Here is a 14,585-nt window from a genome sequence, read left to right on the forward strand (position 1 = left end):
ATGCCAAAATGAAATCAATTGTTATTATTTAAATAAAAAAATATGAATGATGAGGAAAAATTTCCTCTAAAACTCAAATTGATTGTGGAACTTTGTACAGCAAAAGACATTCAAGATTGGACTGAAGCTACGATCTCAAAAGACATCCATAACGAGTTTGCACTTAATTTCTGCTTTATGGAATCAGCAGATAAAATTGAGAAATATTTTATTGAACTTAATCCCCAATTATTAAATATCAATACAGAAAATATCGCTTTTTCCATTTTAGAAGAATATATCCAAAAGAAGTTGCCTATAACTTTTGATCATCAATACGAATACCATCTTCACAATTTAATTTTTCTTTCAGAATATCTCCATGAAGTAGGTAATTACATACAAGAAGGCTCTTTATACTCCCATATCATTATTTATGATGATTTAATCCAATGTAAAACCAATGACGAGTCAATTCAGCGCATATATTTAGAACTTTGTACCTTCCTCAACAGGTGGGTTATTTCAGCGTCAAATATTATCCAGCAAAATGATATAAGCAATTAATACTGAAACATTATTTTATGACACAGACTATTAGAACCCCTCGCCTTATCCTCCGCCAATGGCAAGACTCCGACACTGCCCCATTTATCCAAATGTGTGCAAATGACAACGTCATGCGCTATTTCCCTAACAAACTTTATGCTAATGAAGCCACCGTATTCATGAAACGCTTAAAAGATGCAATCGAAACACGCGGTTGGGGTTTATATGCAGTCGAGCTTAAAGCCACAGGCGAATTTATTGGCTTTATCGGCTTACACGTACATCCACCCGAGTTCGAAATAGCTGATGCCCCTGAACTTGGTTGGCGCTTACTGCCGCAATATTGGCATCAAGGCTATGCCACCGAAGGTGCGAAAGCAGTTCTCAAACATGCTTTTCGAAATCTAAGACTTGAGAAAGTCATTTCATTTACAGCGTGTCTAAATAAACCATCCGAACATGTTATGCAAAAAATTGGTATGCAAAAAGTCCGTGAATTTAATCATCCACGTGTACCAGCTGCACACCCACTAAACCGTCACGTGCTTTATGAAATACAGCGTAGTGATTACTTGCACATTCCATTTTGCTAATTCAATAATTATTCACGGCAAAACTAAAGTACATTAACTCTGCCAAACAGTGGCTATAGATGATGTTAAAAAGCTTAATTTTAGTTACTGCAGCATTTCGCATAAGAAAGCTAAATCATTCATTGAATCATATACCCCCCGCTAAGTGCGGGGTTAAGAAAAAATATCAATATCGATCACTAGCAATTAAAACATCTTGAGGTGTAAGCTGAAGCAACTGCAAACCTGTCTAAGCATGCTTAATCAAAATGGCATACATAATCGACAACATCGGTATATTGCACTTTTAAAATTGAATCTTGAGGAACAATAAAGCTTTCGCCAGACATATATTCTACAAACTCTCCCTGCTCCCCAATTTGCACAACACACTGCCCCGATGTGATTTCAACACGTTCTTTCACATGCGCCTCAAACGTCATGGGTTGCTCTGATGGCAAAAATACACCGAAGGTTTTTTGACTACCATCTTCCATTTTTAAAACATGGCTCACCGATCTACCGCCATAATGAACCGTAGGCTTTTTTTACAAATGAGACGAAATCAAACTGATTTAACATAGCGTGCCGCACATAGCAATTTATTATGATCAATTATTAAGCAGTTTATCTTAAACGCTGTAGCGGATTCAATCTTCCTCAGATTTAGATCTAAGATTTTGAAAAACCATGAATCAGAGTTGAACTTCAAATATATCAATAAAGATTTCGATGTAGATTAGATTGAAGCACTTCGTTATTTTCACATATGAATGTTACAAATTTTGTGTATGACAAGACTTATTTCATTTTTATCATTTTTTCAGCAATATATTTTAAAATTTGTTATATAGACCTAAACTTATTTAAATGATGTACTTAAATAGTTTGAGTATAAATAATATATTGTTTTTACTTATTAAATTATTTAATTAAACATATTCCATATACATTTTTGGTGCTAAGCATAACTTTTTAAATCACTATATTGAATAATAAAAAATTGATATGATGCCTAGCGAAATATAGAGATTTGCTTTATTAAATCTTTTGTTTACAGCAGCTTGCAATGGCTATCTTTTCCCATTTGGAAATAGACTCAGATCTAATTGTATAAGTCTGTGTAGCATTTTAAATTATTAAGCATCTATCAGCCTGTCTGATAAAAGACTTAAGTAAATCTCTCCATAATATGATTTGTGAATTTATTAATTTTATAAATTTACTCGGGTGAATATATGAAAAAGCTCCTAGGATTAGTTCTCGGTTTATCTGTAGGCCTTTCAGGCTGTGGTAAACAAGAAGCTCCTGCAACTGACGCCGCACAACAAAAAGACACTGCAGAAGTGCAAACTGTTATCATGGCTTCGACTGGTTCAGATGCTGATATTTGGCGCTATATTGCTACGCTTCCTGAAACCAAAGAAGCTGGCATTAAACTAGAAGTGAAAAACTTTACTGACTATGTGTCTATGAACACTGCTGTAGCGAACAAAGAAATTGATGTTAATGCATTCCAGTCATATGCCTATATGGTTGCGTTTAATGAAAACAATAAAGATAAAATCGCACCGCTTTCGACTACTTATTTAGAGCCAATGGGTATCTATTCAAGCAAAGTCAAAAAACTTGAAGAGTTCAAAACTGGTGCAACAATTGCGATTCCAAATGATGGCGCAAACGAATCACGTGCATTGTTGCTACTTCAATCTGCTGGCTTAATCAAACTTAAAGCTGATTTTGACGATGTAAAAGGCACACCTGCTGACATAACTGAAAATGCGAAAAAAATCGTAATCAAACCAATTCAAATGGCGACAGCGGTTCGTGTTAAAGACGAAGTTGATGCGATTGTTTTGGGTAATACCCTTGCAATGGAAGGTGGTTTAAACGTACTGAAAGATGCGGTTTACTATGAGCCAATCGATCAAAGTACAAAAATGAACGTAAACATTCTTGCTGTTGCTGCTGACCGTCAAAATGACCCAGTTCTACAAAAAGTAGGCGCGCTTTATCACACTCCAGCAGTTAAAACTTACATCGATGAACATTTTGGTGGTACTAAAATTGATGTAAACAAACCAACTAGCTACCTCACTGAAGCAAAATAGTAATATAATTTCTTCAAATAAACAGGCAAAGTTTACTTTGCCTGTTTTTTCATTTCTGAACCTTTTTTGACGCTATGATCCAATTTAAAAATATCTCCAAGCATTTTGAGCTAAAAGGCCAAACCGTTACAGCACTGGATCAGATTAATCTGGACATTCCAGATGGCTGTATTTTCGGTCTAATTGGCTACAGTGGTGCAGGCAAAAGTACTTTAATCCGTTTAATTAATTTGCTAGAACGTCCAAGTGAAGGGCAAATTATTATTCATGATAAAGACTTTACTGCTTTAAATTCGGCAGAACTTCGTCAAGAAAGAACCAATATTGGCATGATCTTCCAGCACTTCAATTTACTGCAAACCAAAACAGTTGCAGAAAATATTGAAATGCCGCTTAAACTTTTAGGTGTGTCTAAAGCTGAACGCCAAAAACGTTTAGAAGAGTTGCTCGAATTTATTGACCTAAAACATAAGAAAAATGCCTATCCAGATGAGCTCTCTGGTGGCCAAAAACAACGTGTCGGGATTGCCCGTGCGCTTGCCAATCATCCTAAAATTTTACTGTGTGATGAAGCAACATCTGCTCTCGATCCGCAAACCACTAAGTCGGTATTAGCGTTATTAAAGAAAATCAATCAAGAACAAGGCATTACTATTGTGATGGTCACCCATGAAATGGATGTGATTGAATCTGTTTGTGATTATGTTGCGGTGATGGAACAAGGGAAAATCATCGAACACGGCTCAACCTTAGAGATTTTTAGTCAGCCAAAACACAATACAACCAAAAACTTTATTCAAACTGTATTGCAGCAACAGCTTCCTGTTAATATTTTAAATAATCTAGAAAATCAAAACCATAACAGTATTTATTGTTTAAAATTTCTGGGCAGTTCGGCACAGGAAACCGTCATTCAAGCGGTAATTAAACAGTTTGATATTAGCCTGAATATTTTGTTTGCCAATATGACTGAAATTAATGGTGCGGTGATTGGACAAATGTTCGTTCAGCTATTAGGTGATGCAGCATTGATTCAACAAGCGGTGGCGTTCTTAGAACAACATGGCGTTGAAGTCACTCAAGCAGGAGTTCAGCAATGAGAGATTTAATTGTTCAATGGCTGACTCAAATTACAGCACCCTTTTGGAAAAGTTCTTTGTCCATGGATCAATTCGTTACTGCCCTACAAGAAACTTTTCACATGGTGTTCTTTGCCATGCTCTTTGGCTGTATTTGGGGTTTTATCCAAGCCGTGATTTTATATGTCTCACGTCCACAAGGCATTTTGCCTAACCGTGTCATCTACCATGGTTTGAACCCGATTGTGAATGCGCTGCGTTCATTGCCATTTATTATCCTCCTGATTGCGGTCATCCCTTTGACCAAAGTCATTGTGGGTACTTCAATTGGTACTTGGGCTGCAATTGTTCCTCTCACAATCTATGTTGGTCCTTACATTGGTCGTTTGATTGAAACTTCGTTGCTTGAAGTGAATGACGGCATCATTGAGTCTGCTCAAGCGATGGGTGCATCTCCGCTGCAAATCATTACTAAATTTGTCCTACCAGAGTCTCGTAGCTCTTTAATTTTAAACTTAACGACTGCAACCATTAGCTTAATTGGTGCAACAGCCATGGCGGGTGCAGTAGGTGCAGGCGGTATCGGTGATCTTGCCATTTCTTATGGTTATCAACGTTTTGATAGTAGCGTGGTCATCATGACCGTCATTGTATTGTTGATTTTGGTACAAATTGTTCAAAGTCTGGGAGACTGGTTATCAAAACTGCGCTAAGCCGGCATAATTCATATATTTAAGCTCTCCTCGGAGGGCTTTTTAGTTTCTTAGATTCTAAAATTTAGTTTTTAATGCCGTAATTAAACCAAAATTTTTTTAGTTTTAAATTATTTTGACGGCAAATTAGCAACACCATAAAATTTAAAATATAACCTTCAATATTACGTTTACAAAAACTTGAATGAGTACAAAATATCAAAAGAATAGAATTTTATATTCCCCATGCAAACTACACTGACAGCACAAATTTTCCGCTTAAATTTTTTTCACGACGGGGATATTCATCACTTCAGCAGCATCTACATCCATTGCTGATTATGACTATGTAACTAGTATTAAGGTAAATGATGTTGACTTAGCCTCACCCTTGCCTGCATCAAAAGTAAATGCATTAATCAGCAAAAATCCAGTGAGACCAAAATATGAATATTCAGAATGTACCGGTAATACTGAATTTCATGTCACATCAAAAGGTAAATTTCTAAAATTTGAAATTTATGCTGATGACAATCCTCAAGTTAAGAATGATTCATTCTATAAAAATAAAAACAGCTTCACCCAACTTGGACAAACCAAAGGGGCTGTTTGGATGGAATGGGATAACTCCACGCAAATACGCGATAAAATTCAAATTTGATCAAAAAACTTAACAAGCCAATATAACTTCCAACAATTTGTAAAAGACTTCCCCAAAAGTGCAAAATTAGCCAATCCAAATGAAGTTACTTACGTGATTTTACTCTCACCTACTCATGCCAAATCCGTGCTGAAAGAGCCGCAAAATTATGATTTACCCTATATTGGCAATCTAGCCTTCAACTTTAAAAATGGCAAATTAACTGCCTTTTTAGTTAATCAAGGTATTGCTTGCTAAATGGTGCTTGTCATACAGCGTTTATTGATTAAACAGTGAATTTATAAATCTGCATAAAGCCATGCAATAAACGCAAGTTTGATCTCAGAGCATGCTAAAATCAGCAGCTGTTTTCGCAGGGACTCATCTATGCACTTTGTACATCTTGGTATTTTTACAGAATTTTCCATTACTGAATCTATTGTACGTATACCTGATCTTGTAAAAGCTGCAGCTGCAGATGAAATGCCCGCTCTGGCCATTACTGACCTTTCAAATCTACATGCTGCTGTAAAATTCTATAAAAAGTGCTTAGATAAAGGCATTAAACCCATATTTGGTTCAACCATTCGTTTGAATGATGCTGAACACAAAGCTACTCTTCTAGCGATGACCAATAAAGGTTGGCGCAGTCTAACAGAGTTGGTTTCTGAAGGTTATATTTCAGGTCAACAGCTTGATATTCCTTGCGTAAAAAAAGATTGGATTTTAAATCAACACCAAGACTTGATAGTTTTACTGGGTATGCAAAGTGATGTCGGCAAAATGCTTTGCTCTTCCAACCCGCAAAAAGCTGAACCACTGTTAGCTGAATGGGTCGAAAAATTTGGCAATCGTGTTTATCTAGCGATTACACGAACTGAGCGCTCGGGTGAAGAAGACTTTATTCACGAAGCAGTAAAACTTGCGAAGAAATTTAACATTGGTGTAGTTGCTCATAACGATGTGCATTTTATACGTAAAGAAGATTTCGAGGCACATGAAGCACGCGTTTGTATTGCCGATGGCTATGTCCTCGGTGACAATCGTCGCCCTAAAAATTACAGTCCTGAACAGTATTTTAAAACTGCCGAGGAAATGACGGAGCTGTTTGCAGACATTCCAACGGCTATAGAAAATACCTATCACATTGCGCGACGGTGTAATGTGTCATTACGTTTAGGCTTCCATGACCTTCCCGATTATCCAATTCCTGAAGGTCATACAATTGACACCTATTTTGAACATTTATCAAAAGAAGGTTTAGAAGAACGTTTAGCGCATTTGTACCCTGTCGAACAACGTGGTGACGACTGGCCAGAAATTCGTAAGCCTTATGATGAACGTTTGGCTTATGAAGTCGGGATCATCCTGACCATGCAATTCCCAGGTTACTTCCTGATTGTCATGGACTTCATTCAATGGTCTAAAGGTAATGGCGTCCCTGTTGGTCCAGGCCGTGGTTCGGGTGCAGGTTCATTGGTTGCTTATAGTTTAAAAATTACCGACCTTGATCCACTGCGTTATGACCTACTGTTCGAGCGTTTCTTAAACCCAGAACGTGTATCGATGCCCGACTTTGACGTCGATTTCTGTATTGCAGGTCGTGACCGTGTTATTGACTATGTTGCACGCACTTATGGTCGAGATGCGGTCTCTCAGATTGCAACTTTCGGTACCATGGCGGCAAAAGGTGCAATTCGTGACGTAGCCCGTGTCTTGGGTAAATCTTATGGTTTGGCTGACCGTATTTCTAAAATGATTCCGACCAAGCCTTTAGGTTTAAGTTTGGAAGAATCCATTGAGGCCGAACCACAGCTAAAAGATATTGTCACCAACCCATCAAATCCTGATAACGACGATGCAGCCGAAATTTGGGAAATGGCACTCAAACTTGAAGGCATTACCCGTAATACAGGTAAACACGCCGGTGGTGTGGTAATTGCACCAACCAAGTTAACCGACTATTCCGCTGTACTGTGTGATGCAGATGGAACTAACCGTGTAGCCCAATTCGATAAAGACGATGTGGAAGCTGCAGGTCTAGTTAAATTCGACTTCTTGGGCTTACGTAACTTAACGGTAATCGAAGATGCCATTAAGCACATTAATGCCCGTCCAGATATCACTACACCTGTCGATATTTCCTTAATTCCTTTGGATGACAAACCTGCCTATGCTGTGTTCGCAGAAGCAAACACCACAGCAGTCTTCCAGTTTGAATCCGTCGGCATGAAAAAAATGCTGAAAGAGGCACGTCCAAGTAAGTTCGAAGAAATTATTGCTTTCGTGTCTTTATATCGTCCAGGCCCGATGGATCTGATTCCTGACTTTATTTACCGTATGCATGGTGGCGAGTTTGAATACTTACATCCATTACTAGAAAGTGTCCTTGAACCGACATACGGCATTATGGTGTATCAGGAACAGGTAATGCAGGCAGCGCAGTTCTGTGCTGGCTATAGCTTGGGTGGCGCGGATTTACTTCGTCGTGCCATGGGTAAAAAGAAAGTCGAAGAAATGATTAAGCACCGTCAAATCTTTACTGAAGGTGCTGCAACCAAAGGTATTGATGCAGATACGGCCAACCATATCTTCGATTATATGGAAAAATTCGCAGGCTATGGTTTTAACAAATCCCATGCCGCAGCCTATGCCCTTGTTGCATATCAAACCGCTTGGTTAAAAGCACATTTCCCTGCTGAATTTATGTCAGCAGTGATGACCTCGGAAATGCAGAATACCGATAACGTGGTGTTCTTGATCGATGACTGTCGTATTAATGGTCTTGAAGTCTTGCCACCTTCGGTCAATATGTCTTTATATAATTTCCATGCCAGCGATCCAAAAACCATCGTCTATGGTTTAGGTGCGATCAAGGGTGTCGGTGAAGCTGCCATGCAGTCTGTGATTGACTCACGTATCCAAGATGGCCCATATAAAGATCTGTTTGACTTCTGCCATCGTATTGACCTAAAAAAAATCAATAAGCGCACGCTTGAAGCGTTGATTCGTGGTGGTGCATTGGATTGTTTAGGATTAGAACGCGCTGACTTGATGGCGCAATTGCCAGAAGCTGTACAAGCGGCTGACCAAGCCCGTACAAACCGCGAAACAGGGATGATGGATTTATTTGGTGAAGTTGAAGAAGTTCAGCGTAAACCTTCTAAACCTGTTAAACCGTGGTCAGATGAAGTTCGTCTTAAAGGTGAAAAAGATACTCTTGGGCTTTATCTAACAGGTCATCCGATCGATGTGTATCGATCAGAGCTAAAAGCCTTTATTTCACAGCGCATTAATGAGCTTACGCCTACACGACGTGGTGTCACTACAGTATTTGCAGGCCTAGTCGTCGATATTGCCAACTTCCCGAACCGCATGATGGTGACGCTCGATGATGGTACTGCACGTATTGAAGTGTCTGCGAATCATGAACGTTTTAACCGCTTCAAAGATGTGATTCAAAACGAAAAAGTGGTGGTCATTGAAGGTGAAATTTACGAACGTGAAGGTTTTGATCGGCCAATGGGTCGCTTAACTAAGGCCTTCAGTTTGAATGAAATCCGTCAAAAACGTGCCAATGCCATTCAAATTAAATTAACACCTGAACATTTTAGTAAAACGCTATCACGCGACATCCAAAATATTTTACTGCCTTTTTGCAATGTCGATATGTGTACGCATATCCCTGTGCAGTTATATATAGACTATCCATATGCGACGGCCGACATTCATTTGGGCTTAAACTGGAAAGTTGCCCCACTAGATGAATTACTGTCTAAGCTGCGTGACTACTTCGGCAAAGAATCTTTGCATATCGAATATCATGTCAAATCCAAAGCTGCCAAAGCGGTAAGTTATGAACAAGCCTCTATTCCTGCGCAGGTTCCGCCACCGCCAGATGGGATGAGCATGGATGATGCCATGGATTTATACCAAGCAGAAACCAATCAATTTTCTTAAAGTTTAAACGCTGTTTGAACTGCTTTTTTAAATAAACATATTGGAAATATCATGAATCAAACTGACAATGCTGCGGTTTCAGCACATCTCTCCCATGTGCGTATTGTCATGGTGAATACAACATTACCCGCAAATATTGGTAGTGCATTACGTGCCATGAAAACCATGGGACTTTCAAAGTTAGTCTTAGTTGCACCGAAGACTTACCCGCATCCGGACATTAATGCCTTAGCTGCCGGTGCTGTCGATTTAATTGATCAAATTGAAATCGTTGAATCACTAGAAGATGCCATTAAAGATTGTCATATTGTCTTTGGTACTAGTGCGCGTAGTCGTACCATCCCATGGCCATTACTCGACGCTCGCCCTGCTGCCGAAATGTCTCTCAAAGCGGTCTGTGAACAACAGCAAGAAATTGCCGTGGTGTTTGGCCGTGAAGACCGTGGTTTGACCAATGAAGAATTGGCAATGGCCAACTACCATGTCACTATTCCAGTGAATACTGAATATGGCGTCTTAAACGTTGCCCAAGCGATTCAAGTCATTTGCTATGAAATGCGTATGGCTGCCCTTGCACATACCGAGTTAACTGCAAATCCTGATGCTAATATGCATGTTACCGATGACATCGATATGGAATGGGACGAACCTTTGGTGACCCATGAAATGATGGAACAGTTCTACCCGCATATTGAAAAAATGCTGGCAGAGATTGAATTTATGGATCCAAAAAATCCAAGATTATTACCTTTACGCTTGCGTCGCCTATTTGGACGTATACAATTAGATCGTATGGAATACCACTTATTACGTGGCATCTTTAGCCGAGTACAGGCATTAAATAACGGAACATGGAAAAAATCTACAGACAATGAGGATCAATCTAATGCTTAAGCAGCTCAAAGAAGATATACAGGCTGTATTCGCGCGCGATCCTGCTGCACGAAATACGCTCGAAGTCTTAACGACTTATCCAGGAATTCATGCCTTAATCATGCATCGTATGGCACATGAACTTTGGAAAAAAGAGTGTAAAGGCTCAGCCCGCTTATTGTCTTCTTTTAGCCGCTTTGCCACAGGCATTGAGATTCATCCGGGTGCGAAAATCGGTCGTCGTTTCTTCATTGACCACGGTATGGGTGTGGTGATTGGTGAAACAGCTGAAATTGGTGATGATGTCACCCTCTACCATGGTGTGACCTTAGGGGGCACGACTTGGAACAAAGGCAAACGTCACCCAACTTTGGAAGATGGCGTAGTGGTTGGCGCTGGTGCAAAGATCTTGGGCCCATTTACGGTGGGTAAAAATGCCAAAGTCGGTTCAAATGCCGTCGTGACTAAAGAAGTTCCTGCAAATACTACTGCTGTGGGCAATCCAGCACGCTTTATCACCAAAGATAAACCAAAAGATGAAGCGGAAACACGTCGTCGCGACTATGCAGAAAGTATTGGTTTCCAGCCTTATGCTGCAACCCAAGACCAAACTGACCCGATGTTAGAAGGTATGCGTGTATTGTTAGATCGTATTCAGCACAATGAAAAACGTATGAATAATTTGTGTCAGCGTTTGTCTCTCCTTGACCCAACGTTCAAAAAGCAACAGCTTAATGAACAACCTTTTAGTCAGGAAGAACTTAAAATCATTGAAGATGTGCGCCGCGAATGCGAAGCTCAAAGTAGTCAATCTAAGGCTTAACCAAAAGCAATCAGAATAAGTTGCCTTTAACTTGCATGTTGTTCAGAGTTTTTTTAGACTGACCAACATGCTTTTTTGTATAAAATAAATTTAATGGATGAATAATATGACGCTTAAGCCCTTGGCAGTTGCTTGTATTGCTTTAACCCTTGCCGCTTGTGGAAGCGCCCCAACTAAAAATAATGCTCCTAAAGATGCCATGATTTTTGTAGAGCCTGAACTGACTCCACCTTTCTACGCACTCAACCCATTTAACTACGATGCACCACCTCCTTTTGAATTAAATTTACAAAAAGCTGCAGCACAGCCTGTGACTAAGATGGTGGTAACTAGCCCAACCGACCCATCCAAGCAATTAACCCTTGAAGAAAACCGCCTGATTATCCCCACTGTTGACAGCAAAGAACGTTCGATGAAATTTGCTGCTTTAGCAGGTGACAATGAAATTGACATTACTGAAATTGATGATTTCTTACAGCTTGTTGAAGGTAAAGCACGTCACTATCCACCACGTTTTGTTCAACGCCAAGAACGCAAAGGGTTTGAGCTTAAACTCAAGGAAGTAACGCAAAAATTAGATACGCTTGCGTCTAAAGACAACGCTTCTTTTGATATTTTAGTTCGTGCATTTAAAGCCAGTGTGATGGCACGTAACCTTGATTTGGGTTCTGTGTACACAACTAAATCATTAACTTACGCACAACGTATTTTAAAAATCAACCAAGATGATGCAGAAGCAAACTTCTGGTTCGGTTTTGGTTTATCTGAAGGTGGTGGTCAACGTGAAGCGATTCCATACTTAGACAAAGCAATGAAAGCCGGTGTTCAAGAAGCGTATCTTTCTGCAGCAAATAACTATATTGCCATGGAACAAAAAAAGAACGCCATTCAGGTTTTAAAGAACTATAAAGTTAAATATCCACAAGAAGCAGAAGTTGCTGATCGTTTAATTCAAGAAATTGAAAAGCAAGGTCGCTGGAATGTTTGGCAAGTTTTAAATCCACCTAAAGCTGCGTCTTAAATCTGACGATTTAAAAAATTCTTTTGAAAAAAGACCGTTCTAACGGTCTTTTTTCATTTAAGGTGAATTGAAAATCCTGACAATTATCGTATGATTTGAAAATACTTAACCTTATGCGCGGCCTCTTTATGCAGCAAAATATTAAAAAAATACTGCTCCTTGGAATCATAAGTACAAGCGTACTGAGTGGATGTCAGGTCGTCAGTGTCAAAAATCAAAAACTCAATGTTTCGATTGCCAATGAACGTGAAAGTATTATTTCTCGAAACAAACTTAGCGAAGCCAGTTTAAATGTCTTGTCGATGACAGGTCGGGAAGCCAAAGCCTGCACAGAAGACCCGAAAGCCTGTGTTGATGAGTTACAACAAATTCCTCAGATTCAAGATGAACAATTACTTTCTACAGCAAGTGAATTATATTTAGCTAAAGCTATAGAATATGAATCTTCTTCAGCCTGCAAGTTAGGTGTGCTCAGTAGTCACAAATCTGAAGAAAAACAAAAAATTGAACAAGACACTTATAATAAGTGCTTAGATCAACAATTGATACTTCTCGATAAAAGTATTCGCTATAGCTATGCGTACATGTTTAAAACCAAACGTGCGCCTGCTGATCGTATTTTTGATAACCGTCAAGTTCAAATCCGTGATTTCTATAATCAAGGGATTGCCAAATTGGTTAGCAGCTATGCACTACGTTATAAGCCGCAAGAAGTCACCCAACAGATTAAAGTCGGACAAACCACCTATCACATAGACTTCAGCCACTACCCAGAACTCAAAAATCGTAAAATTGAACAATTGATGTCAACCTATAATCTTAACTTCTCAGGTTTACGTTCAATTACCCGTCGAGATGGTTTTGGCTCCGAATTTCTTGTGGTTTTACCCGAAGAACATACGATTGAAACAGGCAAAGCCAAATATATTATCAATCCGATTGATTTTAAATATCCGTCTGGTTCAAATCCTAATATCCATCAAGCGCGCTATTTAGCTGCAACCTTAACGGCTGAACCACTAAGCGCTGCAACTACAGTTGATCAAATTTTGAATCAACATGAGTTTCAAATTAAAGCTTACGACCCGTATAAGTATGAACAGGTCAATATTGCCAATAAAAACTATGCGCTTGCTGCCAATTTTTCTGCTCCATATGGTCTTTGGTTAGCACAAAATAACTTGGGTAAGGCAGCTTATTTATCACTGATTGACCGAGATGAAAAACTGACGATGCCGCATCTCTACATGCTTGAACCATATAATCCTGACAAGAAAGTTATCGTCTTGGTACATGGTCTTGCTAGCAGCCCTGAAGCATGGATTCGTCTGACTAACGATATTATGGGCGATTCAGTGCTACGTGAACATTATCAAGTGTGGCAAGTCTTCTATTCAACGAATATGCCGATTATTGAAAGCCGCTTCCAAATTTATTCCATTTTGACTCAGACCTTTAGCAAAGTAGACGCCAATGCCGCAGCTAAAAAAGATGCTGTTCTAGTCGGTCATAGTATGGGCGGCATTATTGCACGACTACTGGTCAGCCAAGCCGATACCACGCAAGCAGCTTTGAAAATGATGAATTCACGTCAATTAAATCAGTACCGAAATATTCCAGTCGTGAAGCAACGTATGGTGATTGATGATATTCCTAATTTCAGCCGTGCAATTTTTTTGGCTGCACCTCATCGTGGTACAGAATATGCAGATCGCTGGTTTACCAAAGCCGCTCGAAAAATTATTAAACTCCCAGGAGCTTTTTTATCGGCTATGGGTGATGTGTTAACTCAAGAAGAAGACCTGAAAGATTTATTTCGTGAAATTGACCATGGCTTGATCCAAAATGGACCAAGTGACTTAAGTCATCAATCAAAATTTATCGCGCTCACTGAAGATATTCAGCCGCGTAAGGGTTTGAAGTTTCATTCAATTATGGGAAATAACACCAACAGTCAAGATAAAAATATTATGACGGATGATATTGTACCATACACTAGTGCTCATCTAGAGGGTGCTGTTTCAGAAAAAATCATTAAAGGGGGTCATTCGATTCAAGAAACCCCTGAAGCTGTACTCGAACTACGCCGTATATTACGTTTGCATTTGATTGAACTTGGCCTCTATAAACCATAAGGCAATACAGCATTTAAATCGATCTACATATTTTAAAACCGATCTCAGGATTGGTTTTTTTTATTTCTGCATTTACTTGAACATGCCATTATTCACGTAATTACTATATAAGCTTTTTTTTTAATCATTTTAAAACTCATAGGCACTCGTT

General features: G+C 39.1%; 11 protein-coding genes and 1 pseudogene. 11 read left to right on the plus strand and 1 reads right to left on the minus strand.

The genetic code is table 11. From position 1 onward, the window contains the following. The first annotated feature begins 42 nt into the window (after positions 1–42). Positions 43–546: a hypothetical protein gene (locus M5F03_RS02745; RefSeq protein ID WP_249706411.1), complete on the plus strand. Its 504-nt coding sequence runs from the start codon at positions 43–45 to the stop codon at positions 544–546. A 17-nt stretch (positions 547–563) separates the two neighbouring features. Then, the gene (locus tag M5F03_RS02750; protein ID WP_249706413.1) at positions 564–1,121 is read left to right on the plus strand and encodes a GNAT family N-acetyltransferase; all 558 of its coding nucleotides are present in this window, start codon (positions 564–566) and stop codon (positions 1,119–1,121) included. 239 nt (positions 1,122–1,360) lie between these two features. On the opposite strand, the pseudogene M5F03_RS02755 reads toward M5F03_RS02750, so the two are convergent. Next, positions 1,361–1,682 (minus strand): annotated as a pseudogene (locus tag M5F03_RS02755) (pyrimidine/purine nucleoside phosphorylase). Positions 1,683–2,338: 656 nt separating this feature from the next. On the opposite strand from M5F03_RS02755, the gene M5F03_RS02760 reads away from it, so the two are divergent. From M5F03_RS02760 to M5F03_RS02800, 9 genes are all read left to right on the plus strand, one after another. After that, positions 2,339–3,211, plus strand: a complete 873-nt coding sequence (locus M5F03_RS02760) for a MetQ/NlpA family ABC transporter substrate-binding protein (RefSeq protein ID WP_249706449.1) — start codon at positions 2,339–2,341, stop codon at positions 3,209–3,211. Positions 3,212–3,285: 74 nt separating this feature from the next. Then, positions 3,286–4,311: a methionine ABC transporter ATP-binding protein gene (locus tag M5F03_RS02765; protein ID WP_180129424.1), complete on the plus strand. Its 1,026-nt coding sequence runs from the start codon at positions 3,286–3,288 to the stop codon at positions 4,309–4,311. Then, complete coding sequence (locus M5F03_RS02770) at positions 4,308–5,003, plus strand: methionine ABC transporter permease (RefSeq protein ID WP_078188742.1); 696 nt, start codon at positions 4,308–4,310, stop codon at positions 5,001–5,003. The genes M5F03_RS02765 and M5F03_RS02770 overlap by 4 nt, the downstream gene beginning before the upstream one ends. A 370-nt stretch (positions 5,004–5,373) precedes the next feature. Beyond that, entirely contained in the window at positions 5,374–5,643 is a 270-nt protein-coding gene (locus tag M5F03_RS02775; protein WP_249706452.1) for a hypothetical protein, read from the plus strand. A 366-nt stretch (positions 5,644–6,009) separates the two neighbouring features. After that, entirely contained in the window at positions 6,010–9,582 is a 3,573-nt protein-coding gene (dnaE, locus tag M5F03_RS02780) for a DNA polymerase III subunit alpha (RefSeq protein WP_249706455.1), read from the plus strand. A gap of 51 nt (positions 9,583–9,633) precedes the next feature. Beyond that, positions 9,634–10,476: an RNA methyltransferase gene (locus tag M5F03_RS02785; protein WP_078193553.1), complete on the plus strand. Its 843-nt coding sequence runs from the start codon at positions 9,634–9,636 to the stop codon at positions 10,474–10,476. Further along, positions 10,469–11,278 carry a serine O-acetyltransferase gene (cysE, locus tag M5F03_RS02790; RefSeq protein ID WP_111883774.1) on the plus strand — a complete coding sequence of 270 codons (810 nt, stop codon included), beginning with the start codon at positions 10,469–10,471 and terminating at the stop codon, positions 11,276–11,278. The genes M5F03_RS02785 and cysE overlap by 8 nt, the downstream gene beginning before the upstream one ends. A 106-nt stretch (positions 11,279–11,384) precedes the next feature. Next, complete coding sequence (locus tag M5F03_RS02795) at positions 11,385–12,299, plus strand: ABUW_2363 family tetratricopeptide repeat lipoprotein (protein ID WP_078193555.1); 915 nt, start codon at positions 11,385–11,387, stop codon at positions 12,297–12,299. A 128-nt stretch (positions 12,300–12,427) separates the two neighbouring features. Next, positions 12,428–14,434: an esterase/lipase family protein gene (locus tag M5F03_RS02800; RefSeq protein ID WP_078193556.1), complete on the plus strand. Its 2,007-nt coding sequence runs from the start codon at positions 12,428–12,430 to the stop codon at positions 14,432–14,434. The last annotated feature ends 151 nt before the right edge of the window (positions 14,435–14,585 follow it).

The organism is Acinetobacter amyesii (assembly GCF_023499985.1).
GTDB lineage: Bacteria > Pseudomonadota > Gammaproteobacteria > Pseudomonadales > Moraxellaceae > Acinetobacter > Acinetobacter amyesii.